Raw genomic sequence first — 18,222 nt, 5'->3', positions numbered from 1 at the left:
AGCGCTTTCAATAGCCGGCGAAGGAGTCCGTCCGGACCCGGCGGGCACCGGCGCTCTTCGCCGCCCGGCGGAGCGATGCAACGCTTGCCGGGGACCCCGAAACATAGACGTCACGGGCGGCGATGTCCGGCACGAGCGCCGCGAGGGCCCCTCCGTCCAGCCGGGCTCCCGGGCCGGTGTTTGCGGCAGCGGAGGCCAGGCCGGTTGGCGGCCGGGAACCGTCCGCCAACCGCACCAGCACCCGGATGCCGGCGTCCCGGAGTTCCTCCGCGTAGGCCACTTCCCCTGCGCTTTGGGCCAGGAGCAGGAGCACGGCGTCCCGCTCCCGCAGGCCCCCGGAGGACAGGTATGAAACGAAGGGCGTGATGCCGATTCCCGCCGCGATGAGCAAGACCGGCCGGTGCGGATCGCGCGGCAGGATAAAGTCGCCGCCCACCGCCGTGGCTGCCACTTCGTCGCCCGGCCGCAGGGCCAGCAGCGCCTCCTTTGCCGCAGACAAGGGACCGGCCGTCCGCACGGCGAACTTCACCAGCCGCTCCCGCGGTGGGCTTGTCAGGCTGAACACCCGGCGTCGGCCCTTGCCGTCCGGCCTGGCGTGCGGCAGGTCCAGTTCCATGTACTGGCCCGGAAGGAAGCGCACCGGCCGGGCCGGGTTGAACGTGAACTCGGTGGTGGCGGGCGTCAGCTGCCGGGTGCCGGTGAACCGGAGCTTCACGGCCCCGCGCTGCCCTGCCAGGAAGGCCAGCAGGTTGCCTGCCAGCAGGGCTGCCTCGGGCGAGTTGGCGAACAGGCCCACGTTCCAGGGGACGGCGAAGAGCACTCCCACCACGGTGGCCAGCGCCAGCTGGTGCCTGCGGCGGGGCGGCAGGGTCAGGGGCTCGGTCAGCATGAATCCCACGAAGAACAGGACCGGCCGCTGCGCCAGGGCCTGGTAGATGCCCATGCCCGCCGTCATGCCCGATCGAAGCAGTTCAAGGGTGATGATGGCGGTGGCCACCAGCGTGAACATGGATGCCATCAGCACTTTGCGGGTCCGGTACAGGACCAGCAGCACGCCCGGCACCAGCAGCCACAGCATGGCAGGAGTGGCCGCCCACCACGTAGCGATATTCAGCCCGGTGAGGCCGGTGGCGAAGGCGCCGGCGGCGGCAGGATTGAAGATGTGCCGGCCGCGCCACGCCAAGGCATATTTGGAGGCGGAGGCCAGGACGCATGCCAGTGCCACCCCGGCCAGGTCCAGCGGCTGCAGGGACGGCCAGAACAGGAAATACAGCAGCAGCCCCGTGATGAGGGAGGACTCCGTGTGGGGGTTGACCCGGAAAAGCGCCGCCAGCGCCCGGTTGGAGGCGTAGGTCAAGCCCAGGCACAGCGCCAGGTGCGCGAGCATTTCCGGGATACCGAACGTCAGCCAGCCCAGGATGTTGAGCAGGATGCTGTAGGCGGCCAGGACCGCCAGGACTGTTAGGACAACCCGGTACATGGTGAACCTGCCCACGGCGGTCCCCATCCGGCCGGCCAGGGACGGCGCCGGGGGGTGCGGTGTTTCCACGGGGCTCATGGGAACAGCATCCCTTCGAATTCGGCGGAGTAGGCGGCGCTGCCGTCGGAAAAGACGGTCAGCCACGAAAAATCAAAGCTTTCCTGAAGCGTGGCGCCGGGAACAAGGAACAGGGCCGTGGCGAGTGCGTCGGCCACCATGGCAGTCCCCGCCAAGGCCCAGGTGGCGACGGCGGTCCGCACCGGCTGCCCGGTGGTCCCGTCCAGGACGTGGTGGAGTCCGTCCCCCCAGGCGCGGCGGTTGGCAGCCGACGCACACAGGGCGCGGCCGTCCAGGTGGATCGTCCCAATCGCCTGTGCAGGGTTGTAGGGGTGTTCAAGCGCCACGCTGACGGGTCCTGCCCCGCGGGCCAGCAGGTCGCCACTGGCGTCGATGACGAAGGCGCCGATGCCGGCGGCCGCCAGGTCCGCGGCCAGGAGGTCCACCAGCAGGCCCTTGCCTGCGGCGCCGATGTCCAGCAGCACGGGGGCGCTGGCCGTCAGGACGGTTCCGGACCACGTGAGCACCGATTCCCAGGCCGGCGCAGGCAGCGGCGGACCGGCCGGCCGGAGCGAATACGCTGCGTCATACCCCAGGCGCTCCAGGCTGCCGCCAATCAGCGGCGTCATGGCGCCGCCGGTCACCCGGTAGAGCAGGCTATACAGCTCGCCCAGCGGAGCAGCCTCGTCCGGAAACTGATAACGCCCCGGCTCCCGTGCCAGGTCCGACACCAGCGAGTCGGCCCGGAAACGGGACCAGTCGGCGTCGAACTTCTCGACCGTGTTAAGCACGCGTGCGCGCAGGGACGCGGGCAACGGCAGGGGAGTGGTGATGTCCCAGCCGGTTCCGATCCCCTGGAACAGGAAGTCATCCCAGTCCGTGACGGACACCGCCTACTGCGCCTCCGCCTTGATCTTGTCCACGGCCTGGTTGAAGCCTCCGCTGGTCAGGGAGGAGCCTGCAACCTTGGAAACGTTCAGTTCATCGATGTTCCTGCCCACCACCTGGGCAGCGATGCCACCGGCGAACTGGCCCTGGAACTTGCGGGTGTTCGGATTGGACGGGTGCTGGGTGATCTGCACGTCCGTGACCTTTCCCGCCGCGAGCGTCAGCTGAACGCCCACCGTTTCCGTGCCGTTGGGTGACACGTAGTTCCCGTCCGCGCTGTAGGTGCCGTCTCTGTAATTGCCGCCGCTGCCGGCCAGGGCGGAAGAACCCGCAGAAGGAGTGGACGGGCTTCCCGCAGCGCCCGGGGTGCTGTCCGCCGTGGATGGTGCACAGCCGGCCACGGTTCCTGCGAGGGACAGGCCTGCAAGGCCGGCGAAGATACCCTTGCGGAGCGCGGCGCTGGATATGGCGGGGCTTTGAGGGGTGGAGGGTCTCATGAAGGCTCTCGTTTCACTGTTGGGGCTGTACCGGTCTCTTTGCGCAATGCCGTCTTTGCGCAATCCCGTGCGGCAGTGGTTACGGTCTAGTCAACGCCGGATGGGCCGGAATGGTTCACCGCGGAGCCGGGCCCACCCGTCCATGGAGCCGGAAGGGCGGCCCAGGCCGCCAAATTCTTTGCTGTCACTGGCCCCCGGTAGTCTAGAGGGGTGACTCCCGAAGAACTTTCCCTCGCCATATCCGCCTGCCTCAAAGACGCCGTCGCCGCCGGTGATATTGACCTTGCGGCGTCAGCCATTCCGGCTGAGGTGCGCGTGGAGCGGCCCAAGAACCGGGACCACGGCGACTGGGCCACCAACATTGCCCTCCAACTCGCCAAGCAGGCGGGTACCAACCCGCGCGAATTCGCCACCCTCCTCAGCAGCCGGTTGAAGACCATCGACGGCGTCTCCGCCGTCGACATCGCCGGCCCTGGCTTCCTGAACATCACGGTGGACGCCGCGGCCGCCGGCGCCCTGGCAAAGGTCATTGTCGAGGCCGGCGGGGACTACGGCACCAACACGGCGCTCGCCGGGCACACCGTCAACATGGAGTTCGTGTCCGCAAACCCCACCGGGCCGCTGCACATCGGGCACACCCGCTGGGCCGCCCTGGGCGATTCCATCGCCCGCGTGCTGCGGGCGTCCGGCGCCGACGTCACGGCCGAGTACTACATCAATGACGCCGGCTCGCAGATGAACACCTTCGCCACCTCCGTCTACAACCGGCTGCACGGCCTTCCCGTGCCGGACGGCGGCTACCCGGGACAGTACATCGCGGACCTGGGCCACGAAGTGCTCACTGCCCACCCGGACATCCGCGAGCTCACTGAAGTGGCAGCCCTGCCGGTCATCCGCGCCGCCGCCTATGAAGCGCAGATGAAGGACATCAAGGCCACCCTGGCGGACTTCGGCGTCGAGTTCGACGTCTTCTTCTCCGAACAGGAACTGCACGACGCCGGCGCCATTGAAAGTGCCGTGGCCCGCCTTCGCGAACAGGGCCACGTGTTCGACGACGGCGGGGCGGTCTGGCTGCGGACCACGGACTTTGGCGACGACAAGGACCGCGTGATGGTCCGGGCGAACGGCGAGCCCACCTACTTTGCCGCTGACGCCGCCTACTACCTGTCCAAAAAGGACCGCGGCTTCACCGAGAAGATCTACCTCCTGGGCGCCGACCACCACGGCTACATCAACCGGCTCAAGGCCATTGCCGCCGCTGCCGGTGACGACCCCGAGGTCAACATCGAGGTCCTGATCGGCCAGTTGGTGTCCGTCAACGGTGCCAAGCTGTCCAAGCGCGCCGGCAACATCATCGAACTCAAGGACCTGATCGAGTGGCTGGGCAAGGACGCCGTCCGCTACTCGCTGGCCCGGTTCCCCGCCGATTCACCGCTGACCCTTGACCCGGACCTGTTGAAGAAGCACAGCAACGAGAACCCGGTGTTCTACGTGCAGTACGCCCATGCCCGCTCGCGCGGCGCCGCACGCAATGCCGTTGCTGCGGGCGTGGACCGTTCCGCGTTCGACGCCTCGCTGCTGGACCACGCCACGGAAAACGAGCTGCTGTCCTACCTGGGCAGCTACCCGTCCATCGTGGCCAAGGCAGCAGAGCTGCGCGAACCGCACCGCGTGGCACGGCACCTTGAGGCCATCGCCGGGGCCTACCACCGCTGGTACGACGCCTGCCGCATTGCCCCCATGGGCGACGAACCCGTGACCGACCTAAACCGCACCCGCCTGTGGCTCAACGACGCCACCAGCCAGGTGCTGGCGAACGGACTCGACCTGCTGGGCGTTTCGGCGCCGGAACGGATGTGACCCGGTGACGCACACAGCAGCCCAGGCTTCTCCGCTTGCCCCGGAGTGGCTCACTGTTCCGGACGACCTCAATGCCCTCCACGAACCGATGTGGGCCCGCGACGTGGCACGCAACGGGGACGGCGAACTCAGCATTGGCGGCATCCCCGTCAGCGAGCTGCAGCGGCAGTACGGCACCCCGCTTTTCGTGATGAGCGAGAATGACTTCCGTGCCCGGGCCAGGGCATTCAGCGACGCCTTTAACGATGCCTTTGCCGATATTTGCGGGGGAGTGGACGTCTACTACGCCGGAAAGTCGTTCCTCTGCACCGCGGTGGTCCGCTGGGTGGAGGAGGAAGGGCTGCGCCTGGACACCGCCTCGGGCGGCGAACTCGCCGTGGCCCACCGGGCCGGAATTCCCGGCGCGGACGTCGCGCTGCACGGCAACAACAAGTCCGACGGCGAAATCCACCGGGCCCTGGACATGGGACTGGGCCGGATCGTGGTGGACAGCCTGGCCGAACTCCACAGGGTGGGCACCATCGCCGAGGCCCGCGGTGAACAGGCCAAGGTCATGCTTCGGCTGACTCCCGGCGTGCACGCCCACACCCACGAGTTCATCGCCACTGCCCACGAGGACCAGAAGTTCGGCCTCTCCATGGCAGCCGACACCACTGACGAGGCCGGGATCTCGGCCGCCGAGGAAGCAGTGGCGGCGGCCACAGCCCATCCCGGCATCGAACTGCTGGGCCTGCACTGCCACATTGGGTCGCAGATCTTCGAACCGGACGGTTTTGCGCTGGCCGCCGAGAAGCTCCTTCGCTTCCTGGCCGCCATGCAGGAAAAATACTCCATCACCCTGCCGGAACTGGACCTCGGGGGCGGATACGGGATTGCCTACACCCCGGTGGACACCCCGCGCCCCGCCGCTGAAATCGCCACGGCGATGGCCGCCGTCGTGCGTTCCACCTGCGCCGAGCTGGGCATTGACGCGCCCCGCATCTCCATCGAGCCCGGGCGCGCCATCGTGGGCAGCACCACGTTCACCCTTTACGAGGTGGGCACCGTGAAGACGGTCCGCGTGGATGCCCCTGCGGCTTCCGCGGACGGTGACGCGGGCAACAACGTTACGTATCCCCGCCGGTATGTTTCGGTTGACGGTGGCATGAGCGATAACGCCCGGCCAGTGCTGTACGACGCGGATTATTCGGCCGTTCTGGCCTCGCGGACGTCCGGCGCGGCGCCGCAGCTGTCCCGCGTGGTGGGCAAACATTGCGAGAGCGGCGACATAGTTGTTAGAGATGTATATCTGCCCGAGGACGTGGCAGCCGGTGATCTGCTTGCTGTACCGGGAACCGGCGCCTACTGCTGGGCCCTCTCGAGCAACTACAACTATCTGGCCCGGCCGGGCGTTGTCGCGGTGCGCGACGGATCTTCCCGGCTGATTGTCCGCGGGGAAACCGAAGAAGACCTGCTGAACCGCGACATGGGAGCCTGAATGACGGAAATGCGAACGCTGAAAGTAGCCCTGCTGGGCTGTGGCAACGTTGGGGCCCAGGTTGCGCGGATCCTCCTTGAGGACGCCGATGCCCTTGCCGCCCGGACAGGTGCCCGCCTGCAGCTCAGCGGCATCGCCGTGCGCAACGTCAACGCCCCGCGCGACGTTGACCTGCCGCAGGAGCTCTTCACCACCGACGCCGACACCCTGGTCAAGGACGCCGACCTGGTCATCGAACTGATGGGCGGCATCGAACCTGCCCGCACCCTGATCCTCTCCGCGCTGCGCAACGGCGCGTGCGTCGTGACGGGCAACAAGGCGCTCCTGGCCCAGGACGGCCCCACCCTCTACGAAGAGGCTGACAAGGCCCACGTCCAGCTCTCCTACGAAGCTGCCGTGGCCGGTGCCATTCCCATCCTCGGCCCCATCCGCGACAGCCTCTCGGGCGACCGGATCACCCGGGTGCTGGGCATCGTCAACGGCACCACCAACTTCATCCTTGACCAGATGGATTCCACCGGTGCCCAGTTCGCGGACGCCCTCGCCGAGGCCCAGCGCCTTGGCTACGCGGAAGCCGACCCCACGGCCGACGTCGAAGGCCACGACGCCGCCGCCAAGGCCGCCATCCTGGCCTCGCTCTCCTTCCACACCCGCTTCGCCCTGGAGAACGTCCACTGCGAGGGAATCACCAACGTCAGCGCTGCCGACATCGCCGCGGCGAAGGACGCCGGCTTCGTGATCAAGCTGCTGGCCATCGCGGAGAAGCTGACCGACGCCAATGGTGAGGAAGGCGTGTCCGTCCGTGTCCACCCCACCCTCCTGCCGCGCGAACACCCGCTGGCCGCGGTCCGCGGAGCCTTCAACGCCGTGTTCATCGAAGCGGAAAACGCCGGCGAGCTGATGTTCTACGGCCAGGGCGCCGGGGGAACCCCCACGGCGTCTGCCGTTATGGGCGATCTCGTGTCGGCCGGCCGCCGGCTGGTCCTGGGTGGACCCCAGCGCACGGAAACCACCACCGGCCACGTCCCGGCGCTGCCCATCGAAGCGGCCACCACCAGCTACTACATCGGCCTGGATGTTGCAGACCAGCCCGGTGTGCTTGCCCGGATCGCCCAGCTGTTCGCCGAGCACGGCGTCTCCATCGAAATCATGCGGCAGACCATCCACCGGGATGCGGAATCCAACGTGGAGTCGGCCGAACTGCGGATTGTCACCCACCGCGCATCAGAGGCTGCCCTTGCAGCCACCGTCCAGGCCGTAAAGGGCCTGGACGTCATCAATTCAGTTACATCCGTTCTGCGGGTAGAAGGAGTCTAAGTGGCTCACCAATGGCGCGGCGTCATCCGCGAATACGCTGACCGTCTGCCCGTGACGGAGTCCACCCGGGTGATCACCCTGGGGGAGGGCGGCACCCCGCTGGTCCACGCGCAGAAGCTCTCAGAACTCACCGGTTCCGCGGTCTACCTGAAAGTGGAGGGGATGAACCCCACCGGGTCCTTCAAGGACCGGGGCATGACCATGGCCATGACCGCGGCGGTAGCCTCCGGTGCGAAGGCCGTTGTGTGTGCGTCCACCGGCAACACGTCCGCTTCAGCCGCCGCCTACGCAACCGCCGCCGGCCTGAAGTGCGCCGTCCTGGTGCCCGAGGGCAAGATCTCCATGGGCAAGCTGAGCCAGGCGATCGCCCATGGCGCCACCCTCCTGCAGGTGGACGGCAACTTCGACAACTGCCTGGACATCGCCCGCAAGCTGGGGGAGTCGTACCCCGTCTTCCTGGTCAACTCCGTCAACCCTGCCCGCATCCAGGGCCAGAAGACCGGCGCCTTCGAAGTGGTCGATGCCCTGGGCGACGCACCGGACATCCACGTCCTGCCCGTGGGCAATGCCGGCAACATCACGGCATACTGGAAGGGCTACAAGGAGTATTCAGCCCCCTTCGAATCCGACACGGCCGGCACCCTGCCCGCCGTCGCCACCAGGACGCCCGCCATGTGGGGCTTCCAGGCAGCCGGGGCAGCACCGTTCGTGGCGGGCCACCCGATCACCGAGCCGGACACCATCGCCACGGCCATCCGCATCGGAAACCCCGCTTCCTGGGACGGGGCCGTAGGGGCACGTGACGAATCCGGTGGACTCATCGATGCCGTCACCGACGAGGAAATCCTGAACGCCCACCGCTGGCTGTCGGCCAGGGAAGGCGTGTTCGTGGAGCCCGGCTCCGCTGCCGGCGTGGCGGGCCTGCTCAAGAAGCACGCCGCCGGCGAGGTTCCCAGCGGCAAGACCATCGTCATCACCGTCACCGGGCACGGCCTGAAGGACCCCCAGTGGGCCCTGCGCACGGAAGACGGCAGCGAAGTCCAGCCCGTCAAGGTACCGAATGACGTGGTTACTGTCGCCGCTGAGCTGGGACTGGAAGAAAAATAGCCTTGGACACCACCTCGCAGGCCACTGTCGGACTGCACCTGATCGAGCCCGGGCAGCGCGTCAGCGTCCGGGTGCCCGCCACCAGCGCCAACCTCGGTCCGGGCTACGACAGCCTGGGGCTCGCTCTGGCCCTGCATGACACCCTCACCGTGGAAAGCCTCGACACGGATGAACTCGTGTTTGAGCTCCGCGGCGAGGGCGCGGACACTTTGCCGCGGGATGCCAGCCACCTGGTGGTCCGCGCCATGGACGCGGCCTTCGAGCGGCTGGGCTACCGGCACGGCGGACTGCGGGTGGTTGCGGACAACGTCAACCCGCACGGCCGGGGGCTGGGCTCATCCGCGTCAGCAGTGGTGGCCGCAGTTTCGGCTGCAAATGCCATGGTGCCGGCCGGGGACCAGCGCGGAAAGGATTGGATCCTCCAGCTCACCAGTGAACTGGAGGGCCATCCGGACAACGTGGCACCCGCCATCTTCGGCGGCCTGGCGCTGTCATGGCAGGACAGTGAGCAGTACAGCAGCACCAGTGCCACGGTGGCCACATCCGTCATCCCCATCGTGGCGGTACCTGACTACGAACTCTCCACCGAGGCAGCCCGCGCCCTGTTGCCGGCATCTGTGGGACACCACGCTGCCGCCATGAACTCCGGCCGGGCGGCGCTGCTGATCCACGCGCTGACGCAGAACCCCGAATTCCTGCTGCCGGGCACCGAGGACTACCTGCACCAGAGCTACCGCGCGGACGCCATGCGGCCCAGTGCCGCGTTGATCGGCGCACTCCGCAAAGCGGGCTACGCGGCCGTGGTTTCCGGTGCCGGGCCCACCGTCCTGGTGCTGGCAAACGGTGAAGACCAGGCAGGCAAGGCCCTCGCCTTCATCAAGGCCTACACGGCGGAGAACACGCCGGACATCGGCTGGCGCGTCCTGAAGCTCGCAGTGGACGTTGAAGGTGCTAAGGTTGAACTGCACCGGCGGTAATTCCGCCTATCTGATCTGCTCCTGCATTCAGTTGCTATTTGATCTACGACTGTGAATGTATTCCGGTGCCGCCTGCTTGGTCTGTCGCAGGAATCTGCAGCATTCAACTGCCCCTGAACCGTCAGTCCGGCGTTGCGCCATGGGCGCAGTGCAAGGTGAATCAGTATCCGGCCCTGCTGGCCGAAATCCAACCGGCAAGGCCGAAATCCCGGCTGCAGATCTGAACTGCAGCCCAGATCAAATCATCGCGCCCAGCTCCCAGTCTGGACGCCGTCGAGGGGGAAGGATCCTTCGTGACCGAAACCACTGAGCTGTCGCCAGCTGTGGAACACTCAACTTCTGCTGCCGAATCACCGGCCGCAACCGCCAAGAGCAGCGGCCTTGCCGGCCTGAAGCTCGCCCAGCTGCAGGCTCTCGCCAGCCAGCTCGGTATCTCGGGTGGATCCCGCATGCGCAAGGGGGACCTGGTCTCGGCCATTTCCGCCCACCGTGCCGGAACACTCACTGCCAAGGCCCCCGCAAAGGCTGCGGCAAAGGCTACGGAATCCGCCGTGGCCCCGGCCGCAGCTGCACCGGCTTCCGCTCCGGAGGCCCCGGCCGCCGAAGCTCCCGCCGCGGAAGGCACCCGTGCCCGTGGACGCGGCCGCAGCCGCCGCGCCGTCAGTGACGGCGTGGTTTCCCCGGCAACCGAAGCTCCCCTTGTGGAAACCCCCGCCGCACCTGCCGGCGCCACCGTCGAGGCGCCGTCGGCCGCCCCTGCGGAAACTGCGGAGGCCACTGAAGGCGCCCCTGAGCGCCGCCAGCCGCGCACCCGCAACCGCCGCCGCAGCGAAGCCGCTGCCGCCGTCCAGGAAGCCCCGGCCGAAACCCCGGCAGAACAGCCCGCCACGGAACAGCGTTCAACCACGGAGCAGCGTTCAACCGAGCAGCGCACCGAAGCCCCCGCAACCGAAGCAGGCGACGCCGGCCAGCGCACCGAACGCCGTGAAGGCGGCCGCACCCGCGGCCGTGACAACGCCTCCCGCGACTCGGACGGCGGCCGTGACAACAGCGGCAGCCGCGACGCCGGCCAGCGTGAAGGTGCCCAGCGTGAAGGTGCCCGGGACAACCGCGACAACGATGACAGCGACGGCGGAAGCCGCCGCAACCGCCGTAACCGCCGCGACCGAAACGACCGCAACGACCGCTCCGGTGGCCAGGACCGGGACAACTCCCGCAACGACCGCTTCCGCGACCGCAACGACCGCCGCCGTGGCCGCAACCAGGGCCCGGACGTGGACGACGTCGAAATCACCGAAGACGACGTGCTGCTGCCCGTCGCCGGCATCCTGGACGTCCTGGAGAACTACGCGTTCATCCGCACCTCCGGCTACCTGCCGGGCCCGAACGACGTCTACGTCTCCCTCGCCCAGGTCAAGAAGTACAACCTGCGCAAGGGCGACGCCGTGGTCGGCGCCATCCGTGCACCACGTGACGGCGAGGACCGCAGCCAGCAGTCCGCCCGCCAGAAGTTCAACGCCCTTGTCCGCGTCACTTCCGTCAATGGCAAGACGCCTGAGGAACTCAAGGACCGCGTCGAATTCGCCAAGCTCGTCCCGCTGTACCCCTCCGAGCGCCTGCGCCTCGAGACGGACCCCAAGAAGATCGGCCCCCGCGTCATTGACCTGGTGGCCCCGATCGGCAAGGGCCAGCGCGGCCTGATTGTTTCGCCGCCCAAGGCCGGCAAGACGCTCATCCTGCAGTCCATCGCCAACGCCATCACCACCAACAACCCTGAGGTCCACCTCATGATGGTGCTGGTGGACGAACGTCCCGAAGAAGTCACGGACATGCAGCGCACCGTCAAGGGTGAGGTCATCGCCTCCACCTTCGACCGTCCCGCCGACGACCACACCACCGTGGCCGAACTCTCCATCGAACGCGCCAAGCGCCTCGTGGAGATGGGCATGGACGTGGTGGTCCTCCTGGACTCCATGACCCGCCTGGGCCGCGCCTACAACCTGGCAGCACCGGCCTCCGGCCGCATCCTGTCCGGTGGTGTGGACTCCGCAGCCCTCTACCCGCCCAAGCGCTTCTTCGGTGCCGCCCGCAACATCGAAAACGGCGGCTCGCTCACCATCCTGGCCACCGCCCTCGTGGAGACCGGATCCAAGATGGACGAGGTCATCTTCGAAGAGTTCAAGGGCACCGGCAACATGGAGCTCCGCCTGTCCCGCCAGCTGGCCGACAAGCGCATCTTCCCCGCCGTGGACGTCAACGCGTCCGGCACCCGCCGCGAGGAAAACCTGCTTTCCCCCGAGGAAGTCAAGATCATGTGGAAGCTGCGCCGCGTCCTCTCCGGACTCGAGACCCAGCAGAGCCTTGAACTGCTCACCAACAAGATCCGGGAAACCCAGAGCAACGTCGAGTTCCTCATGCAGGTCCAGAAGACGACGCTTGGTGCGAAGTCGGATAACGACAAGTAGCTGAGTCAGGGGCGGGGCCGTCGCATAATCTGCGGGCCCCGCCCTTTGGCGTGTCCTACCAGCCACCCGGCGAAACTAGACTTGTACAAGTCGAAAGAGGTTTTAAATGTTTGAGTCCGTACAGGGCCTGCTTGATGAGCATGATGCCATCCAGGCGCAGCTGGGGGATCCTGCTGTCTATGCTGACCAGCGGCTTGCCCGGAAACTGGGGCGGCGGTCGGCTCAGCTCAATGGCATTGTCGAGGCCTACCACAAGTGGGAAGGCATCCGTGATGACCTTGCCGCCGCCAAGGAGATGGCGTCCGAGGACCCCGAGTTCGCCGCCGAGGTGCCTGAACTCGAAGCCGCGATGGAGACTGCCGCGGCCAAGCTGCGCCGCCTGCTGATTCCCCGGGATCCTGACGATGCCCGCAACGTGATCCTTGAGGTCAAGGGCGGTGAAGGCGGCGACGAGGCCGCGCTGTTCGCCGGCGACCTGCTGCGCATGTACACCCGGTACGCCGAGTCGCGCGGCTGGAAGACCGAAATCATCTCCGCCACCGAATCGGACCTCGGCGGGTACAAGGACGTCCAGGTGGCGGTCAAGGGCAACTCCAACGACCCCGCCGAGGGCGTGTACGCACGGCTGAAGTTCGAAGGCGGCGTGCACCGCGTCCAGCGCGTGCCCGTCACCGAATCCCAGGGCCGCATCCACACCTCCGCTGCCGGCGTGCTGGTCCTGCCCGAGGTTGACGAGCCCGAAGAACTCGAGATCAGCCCCAACGACCTCAAGATCGACGTCTACCGTTCCTCGGGCCCCGGCGGGCAGTCCGTCAACACCACCGACTCCGCCGTCCGCATCACGCACCTTCCCACCGGCATTGTGGTGGCCATGCAGAACGAGAAATCACAACTGCAGAACCGCGAGGCCGGCATGCGCGTCCTGCGGGCACGCATCCTGGCGCACCAGCAGGAGCAGATCGACGCCGAGAACTCGGCCCAGCGGAAGTCGCAGATCCGCACCATGGACCGTTCGGAGCGCATCCGCACCTACAACTACCCGGAAAACCGGATCGCGGACCACCGCACCGGCTATAAGGCCTACAACCTTGACCAGGTCATGAACGGGGACCTGGAGCCGGTCATCCAGTCCGCCATCGAGATGGACGAGCAGGCGCGGCTGGACGCCATCGGCGACTAGTCCGCCCGGCGCACCATCAGGACACGAAATACAGGACATGACATTCGGGCCAGGCCAGTCGCTCGCTGATGCCGTCAGCGAGGCCACCGCCATCCTGCGGGACGCCGGCGTTCCCAGTCCGCGCGTGGACGCGGAGCTGCTTGCGGACCACCTGCTGAACGTAGGGCTCGGCCGGCTTCGCGCCATGATGCTCGGCGATGTGCCGGCACCGGAAGGCTACGAAGCCCTCGTGGCCGAACGCGCCGGCAGGACTCCGCTGCAGCACATCACCGGCGTCGCCCACTTCCGCTACCTTGAACTGGCCGTGGGGCCCGGGGTGTTCATCCCGAGGCCGGAGACCGAATCCGTGGTCCAGCTGGCCATCGACCACGTCAAGGACATGCAACGGCCCCGGATCGTGGACCTGGGGACCGGTTCCGGCGCCATTGCCGGATCCATTGCGCACGAGGTACCGGGCGCCGAGGTCCACGCCGTCGAATTCAGCCCGTTTGCGCACGCCTGGGCGGCCAAGAACCTGGCACCGTTGGGCGTCAACCTGGTCCTGGGGGACCTGCGCGACGCCTTTCCGGAACTCAACGGGACAGTCGACGTCGTGGTTTCCAACCCGCCCTACATCCCCGCCGAGGCCATCCCCAACGAACCGGAAGTGGCCCTGCACGACCCGCCCGAGGCGTTGTACGGCGGGGGAGCGGACGGCATGGAACTTCCGACGGCGGCGGCCGCCTCCGCCGCCCGGCTGCTGCGTCCCGGCGGCTACTTCGTCATGGAACACGCGGAAGTCCAGTCCGGCTGGATAGCCGCCATGCTTGCCAGGACCGGATCCTGGACAGCCATCACGACGCACCTGGACCTCAACGGCAGGGAGCGCGCCACAAGTGCCGTGCTCGCGGACCAGGCCATACGGAATGAAAGAATGGGCCAGTGACCACTACTTATGACTGCACCATTGACGACGAACGGGCACGCGGCCTGGAACATGCCCAGCGCGCCATCAGCGAAAAGAAGTGCGTCGTGCTGCCCACGGACACCGTCTACGGCATCGGCGCAGACGCGTTCTCGCCGCAGGCCGTCACCATGCTGCTGGTGTCCAAGGGGCGCAGCCGCACCATGCCCCCGCCTGTCCTGATTCCCCGCATCAACGCCCTGGACGGCCTGGCCACCGAGGTTTCGGCCGAAGCCCGCAAGCTGGCAGAAGCCTTCTGGCCCGGCGGCCTGACCCTGATCCTGCACGCCCAGCCGTCCCTTGACTGGGACCTGGGCGAAACCAAGGGAACGGTGGCGCTCCGGATGCCCGCCGACGAGGTCGCCCTGGAACTGCTGACCCTGACGGGCCCGCTGGCCGTTTCCTCTGCCAACCGCACCGGCCAGGCCCCTGCGCAGACTGCCGCAGCGGCGCGGGAACAGCTGGCGGACTCGGTGGAGGTTTACCTGGAGGGCGGCCCGCGCCCACTGGAAGGCGAAGCCGGCGTGCCGTCAACCATCGTGGATGCCACCGGCCCCATCCTGCGCGTGGTGCGCAACGGGGCTGTGAGCCTGGACCGGTTGCGCGAGCACGTCCCGGGCGTCCTGGGCCTGGGTGAAATCCCCATGGCGGAGGAGGAAACGGCACCGGCGCAGCCCGCGGCAGGGGAGGAAGGGAACGACGCCGGGTCCGTGCCTGCTGCGTCCGGCTCCTCCGCGGTCACGGGTACAGCAGCGGAACCCGCCACGCCGGCCGGAGACCCGCAGCCTTGATGACGCTGGAGCGCCAGCGCATTCCCGTCCTGGACGTCCATGCCACTCCGCTGCGCGTGCCCGAGCTCGTTGCGGAACTGAGCAGCTACGTGGCGGAAGGTTCCACGCGCACCGTCCTGGGCCATAACCTGCACAGCGTCACGCTGGCCTTGTCCGACGCCGGGTTCCGCCGCCTCTACGAGGAAAGCGATGTGGTGCTCCTGGACGGGGCGCCGGTGCTGTGGCTCTGGGGGAGGACCGGCAACGCCGACGGCCCGGTCATGGACTACCGGCTGGGCTCCACCGACTGGCTGCCGGCCCTGGACCAGGTCCGGGGACTGGAACGGATCGCCGTGATCGGGGCCGGTCCGGACGCGAACGCCGGAGCTGTCAGCCGGCTGAAGTCGATGGTTCCGGGCGCCCGCGTGTCCGGCCTGCCCGGCGAAGGCTGGGGTCCTGCCCTGGAGGAAGCCGCCGTCGCTTGGCTGCACCGTGAACAGCCCCAGATGGTCCTGCTTGGCCTGGGAATGCCGCTGCAGGAGGACGTGCTGCAGCGGCGGCTGCGCGACATGCCCCCGGCCGTCTACTGTGCCGTGGGCGGCGCCATCGAGCAGTTGGCCGGGGTCCAGAAGCTGGCGCCGCGGTGGCTTGGCAGGATGGGGCTGGAGTGGGCCTGGCGCCTGCTCCTGCATCCCCGCCGCGTGGCGTACCGGGTCCTGGGCGAGCCGTGGGTGCTGCTGTGGCTCCTGGCCGCGCGCCGGCTGCGGACCAGGGCCTGAACCGGCCGCGGCTGGTCTGAAACCGGGAGAGGGGCGCTGGCTAGAACTTCTGGTCCTCCAGGGGGCCAAAGCCCTTGCCCCGCAGACCCGTGCCAAAGGCGCGCGCCCAGGCCACAAAGCCCGGCAGGTCGCGGCGCTGCAGGAAGTAGCCCAGGTACCCGCCGGCGTCGGCCACAAAAGAGCGCACCCGGAAGTACCGGCGGATGAGGTAACCGCGGTTCCGGTAGTAGTAATAGCGCTTGAAGGCGGAGTCGGGGACGATGACATGCCAGCGGGCGCCGTAGACATGCTGCGTTTCCGTGAAGGCGTGCGGATGCGTGATGGCCGTGGTGGTGACCGTCCCAAACCGTATACCGGCCTTGCGGAGCCGGATGGTGAAATCGACCTCGTCGCCGCGGATGAACAGCCGCATATCCGGCAAGCCCACTTTGAAGAACACGTCCGAGCGGATCAGCGCGCCGTTGAAGAAGTGGCCGTCGTCCGGAAGGAAACCGAGCTTCTCCACCTCTGCCCGGTCGTGCGTCACCTTGCCGTCCAGGCGGAAGAAAAAGGACAGCCGGTCGGGATGGCCCGGCGCCGTGACAAGGGGAACCACAGCCTCCAGGTCGCGCGCCTCGGCCTCGCGCAGCAGCGTGGCGAGGCATTCGGGATCAGCCGGCTCGGCGTCGTCGTCCATCATCCAAATCCAGCGGGCACCGCTGGCGACTGCCTTGAGGGCGGCCAGCGCAAACCCGCCCGCGCCCCCGAGGTTGGCTTCGGACCGGACGTAGTCCACATTGCGGTGGTTTTCGGCCACCTCGCGTGCAGGCGTGGTGCCACTGTCCACCAGGCAAATGGTGTCCACGCGCAGGCTCTGCGCGTTGATCGAATCCAGCAGCACAGACAGTTCCTTGGGCCGGTCGAACGTCACGGCGGCAACCGCAATGCGGGGGGTCATGGAGGTCCTTTCAGCATGGCCGCCAGGGAGTTCCCCGCCTGATATGCGCCCGTGTGGCGCGGAGCCATGGTGCCGGTGGCACTAGTATCTTTGACTAGAGTCCACTGTAATACAGCCCTGTACGGCACCGAACACTGCCTGCTGCGCGCTCGGCGACGGAGAAGTTTCATTTATCGAAGAACAGATTCCCGGCCAGTGAGCCCACCGACCACGGACCGGCTGCCAGGGCAGCCGAGCGGCTTCGACACCACCAATCCTGAAACGGCTCCAGTCCCATGATCATGTACATGCTCATGGGGCTGGTGGCTGCCATTGTGTCCTACGCTGCCACGTGGGGCGCCCGCATCGTGGGGCACCGGCTTGAACTGCACCTGCCCATCCGCAGCCGTGACATGCATTCCACCCCCGTTTCCAGGCTTGGCGGCGTGGCGATCTTCCTCGGTGTCATGGTGGCACTGGTCCTCGCCAGCCAGTCCTTCTTCGTCAAGGACATCTACCGGAACAATTTCTCCCCCTGGGGGGTCCTCGCCGGTGCAGCGGTGATCGTCCTGGTGGGCGTGGCGGACGACCTGCTGGACATCCGCTGGTGGGTGAAGCTGATCGGTCAAAGCGCCGCCGGACTCACCGTGGCCATCTGGGGTGTCCAAATGACCATCGTCCCGTGGGTGCCCGACCCCATCTACCTCCAGGACGGGACACTCCGCGTGGTGCTGACGGCGGGACTCATCGTCACCACCATGAATGCCTTCAACTTCATTGACGGACTGGACGGCCTTGCTGCAGGCGTGGCCATCATCGGCGGAACGGCGTTCTTCTTCACCGCCTACTGGGTGCACCGGAACGCTGTGCTGCTGGACTACTCGGACCTGGCAACCCTCATTACGGCCGTCCTGGTGGGCGGGTGCCTGGGGTTCCTGCCACACAATTTCTTTCCGTCGAAGATCTTCATGGGCGATTCCGGCGCCATGCTGATCGGGCTGCTCATGGCCTCGGCCGGCGTCGTGTCCACAGGACAGATCTCCTCAGGCCTGTATGACCGTGCCAACGGTATTTCCACCGTGATTCCCATCCTGCTTCCCTTCGCCGTGCTCTTCCTTCCGCTGCTGGACCTGGGCCTCGCAGTGGTCCGCCGCACGGCCCGCGGGCGTTCGCCCTGGTCCGCCGACCGCGGGCATCTGCACCACAAACTGCTGGACATCGGCTACTCCCACCGCACCGCCGTGATCCTGATGTATCTCTGGACCGCCGTGCTGTCCTTCGGCGGCCTGGCCTTTGCCGTCTTCCCCTGGCAGGTCGTTCTCGCCGTCGACATCTTCGCCACCCTGGTGATGGGACTGGTGACCGCATGGCCATACCTTTCCCGCGGCAACGGGGAAACTGCGGCGTAACGCCGGTTCTGAATTATTTCTATCTCATGTAGAATTTAGGGGCAGCCCAAGCTGCCACTCCACCCCCTGCCTCCTGGCCATTTGCCATGTGGTGCCGACG

Annotated in this window: 15 protein-coding genes; 11 read left to right on the top strand and 4 right to left on the bottom strand. The window is 67.4% G+C overall.

Annotation, left to right across the window (positions count from 1 at the left end; translation table 11 throughout):
• Positions 1 to 7: 7 nt before the first annotated feature.
• From FB478_RS05755 to FB478_RS05745, 3 genes are read right to left on the bottom strand one after another with little or no spacing between them, the layout of a single operon-like run.
• Positions 8 to 1,558 (bottom strand): FAD-dependent oxidoreductase, encoded by a 1,551-nt coding sequence (locus FB478_RS05755; RefSeq protein WP_144599876.1) that lies wholly within the window; start codon positions 1,556 to 1,558, stop codon positions 8 to 10.
• Positions 1,555 to 2,427, bottom strand: a complete 873-nt coding sequence (locus FB478_RS05750; protein WP_144599875.1) for an FAD:protein FMN transferase — start codon at positions 2,425 to 2,427, stop codon at positions 1,555 to 1,557. The genes FB478_RS05755 and FB478_RS05750 overlap by 4 nt, the downstream gene beginning before the upstream one ends.
• A 3-nt stretch (positions 2,428 to 2,430) precedes the next feature.
• The gene (locus tag FB478_RS05745) at positions 2,431 to 2,922 is read right to left on the bottom strand and encodes an FMN-binding protein (RefSeq protein ID WP_051081309.1); all 492 of its coding nucleotides are present in this window, start codon (positions 2,920 to 2,922) and stop codon (positions 2,431 to 2,433) included.
• Positions 2,923 to 3,132: 210 nt separating this feature from the next.
• On the opposite strand from FB478_RS05745, the gene argS reads away from it, so the two are divergent.
• The 10 genes from argS (at position 3,133) to FB478_RS05695 (ending at position 15,797) form a co-directional block, all read left to right on the top strand.
• Positions 3,133 to 4,782: an arginine--tRNA ligase gene (gene argS / locus FB478_RS05740; protein ID WP_018768420.1), complete on the top strand. Its 1,650-nt coding sequence runs from the start codon at positions 3,133 to 3,135 to the stop codon at positions 4,780 to 4,782.
• A gap of 4 nt (positions 4,783 to 4,786) precedes the next feature.
• Positions 4,787 to 6,259 carry a diaminopimelate decarboxylase gene (gene lysA, locus FB478_RS05735; RefSeq protein WP_144599874.1) on the top strand — a complete coding sequence of 491 codons (1,473 nt, stop codon included), beginning with the start codon at positions 4,787 to 4,789 and terminating at the stop codon, positions 6,257 to 6,259.
• Positions 6,260 to 7,576, top strand: a complete 1,317-nt coding sequence (locus FB478_RS05730) for a homoserine dehydrogenase (protein ID WP_144599873.1) — start codon at positions 6,260 to 6,262, stop codon at positions 7,574 to 7,576. It abuts the gene before it with no gap.
• Positions 7,577 to 8,683: a threonine synthase gene (gene thrC, locus FB478_RS05725; protein WP_144599872.1), complete on the top strand. Its 1,107-nt coding sequence runs from the start codon at positions 7,577 to 7,579 to the stop codon at positions 8,681 to 8,683. It abuts the gene before it with no gap.
• A 2-nt stretch (positions 8,684 to 8,685) separates the two neighbouring features.
• Positions 8,686 to 9,660, top strand: a complete 975-nt coding sequence (thrB, locus tag FB478_RS05720; protein ID WP_018768416.1) for a homoserine kinase — start codon at positions 8,686 to 8,688, stop codon at positions 9,658 to 9,660.
• A gap of 293 nt (positions 9,661 to 9,953) precedes the next feature.
• A complete protein-coding gene (gene rho, locus FB478_RS05715; protein ID WP_144599871.1) occupies positions 9,954 to 12,125 on the top strand; it encodes a transcription termination factor Rho in 2,172 nt (723 codons plus the stop codon).
• Positions 12,126 to 12,231: 106 nt separating this feature from the next.
• Positions 12,232 to 13,305: a peptide chain release factor 1 gene (gene prfA / locus FB478_RS05710; protein WP_018768414.1), complete on the top strand. Its 1,074-nt coding sequence runs from the start codon at positions 12,232 to 12,234 to the stop codon at positions 13,303 to 13,305.
• A 37-nt stretch (positions 13,306 to 13,342) separates the two neighbouring features.
• On the top strand, positions 13,343 to 14,230 hold the full coding sequence (prmC, locus tag FB478_RS05705) for a peptide chain release factor N(5)-glutamine methyltransferase (protein WP_144599869.1): 888 nt from the start codon (positions 13,343 to 13,345) through the stop codon (positions 14,228 to 14,230).
• Complete coding sequence (locus FB478_RS05700) at positions 14,227 to 15,039, top strand: L-threonylcarbamoyladenylate synthase (protein ID WP_144599868.1); 813 nt, start codon at positions 14,227 to 14,229, stop codon at positions 15,037 to 15,039. Before prmC ends, FB478_RS05700 begins: the two co-directional genes overlap by 4 nt.
• Complete coding sequence (locus tag FB478_RS05695) at positions 15,039 to 15,797, top strand: WecB/TagA/CpsF family glycosyltransferase (RefSeq protein ID WP_144599867.1); 759 nt, start codon at positions 15,039 to 15,041, stop codon at positions 15,795 to 15,797. The genes FB478_RS05700 and FB478_RS05695 overlap by 1 nt, the downstream gene beginning before the upstream one ends.
• Positions 15,798 to 15,837: 40 nt before the next feature.
• On the opposite strand, the gene FB478_RS05690 is transcribed toward FB478_RS05695, so the two are convergent.
• Positions 15,838 to 16,734 carry a glycosyltransferase gene (locus tag FB478_RS05690; protein ID WP_144599865.1) on the bottom strand — a complete coding sequence of 299 codons (897 nt, stop codon included), beginning with the start codon at positions 16,732 to 16,734 and terminating at the stop codon, positions 15,838 to 15,840.
• 275 nt (positions 16,735 to 17,009) lie between these two features.
• Here FB478_RS05690 and FB478_RS05685 point away from each other — a divergent pair, with 275 nt between their 5' ends.
• Positions 17,010 to 18,122: an MraY family glycosyltransferase gene (locus FB478_RS05685; RefSeq protein ID WP_018768409.1), complete on the top strand. Its 1,113-nt coding sequence runs from the start codon at positions 17,010 to 17,012 to the stop codon at positions 18,120 to 18,122.
• The last annotated feature ends 100 nt before the right edge of the window (positions 18,123 to 18,222 follow it).

The sequence above is a fragment of the Arthrobacter sp. AG367 genome (assembly GCF_007828995.1).
Taxonomy (GTDB): Bacteria; Actinomycetota; Actinomycetes; order Actinomycetales; family Micrococcaceae; genus Arthrobacter.
The sequence above is the reverse complement of the archived record's forward strand: the minus strand, read 5'-3'. Positions and strand labels throughout refer to the sequence as shown.

What these genes read in the sequence shown, in the direction of transcription:
- FB478_RS05755 (WP_144599876.1), bottom strand. Translation starts at nt 1,558, where the DNA reads ATGAGCCCCGTGGAAACACCGCACCCCCCGGCGCCGTCCCTGGCCGGC.
- FB478_RS05745 (WP_051081309.1), bottom strand. Translation starts at nt 2,922, where the DNA reads ATGAGACCCTCCACCCCTCAAAGCCCCGCCATATCCAGCGCCGCGCTC.
- FB478_RS05730 (WP_144599873.1), top strand. Translation starts at nt 6,260, where the DNA reads ATGACGGAAATGCGAACGCTGAAAGTAGCCCTGCTGGGCTGTGGCAAC.
- prfA (WP_018768414.1), top strand. Translation starts at nt 12,232, where the DNA reads ATGTTTGAGTCCGTACAGGGCCTGCTTGATGAGCATGATGCCATCCAG.
- prmC (WP_144599869.1), top strand. Translation starts at nt 13,343, where the DNA reads ATGACATTCGGGCCAGGCCAGTCGCTCGCTGATGCCGTCAGCGAGGCC.
- FB478_RS05695 (WP_144599867.1), top strand. Translation starts at nt 15,039, where the DNA reads ATGACGCTGGAGCGCCAGCGCATTCCCGTCCTGGACGTCCATGCCACT.
- FB478_RS05690 (WP_144599865.1), bottom strand. Translation starts at nt 16,734, where the DNA reads ATGACCCCCCGCATTGCGGTTGCCGCCGTGACGTTCGACCGGCCCAAG.
- FB478_RS05685 (WP_018768409.1), top strand. Translation starts at nt 17,010, where the DNA reads ATGATCATGTACATGCTCATGGGGCTGGTGGCTGCCATTGTGTCCTAC.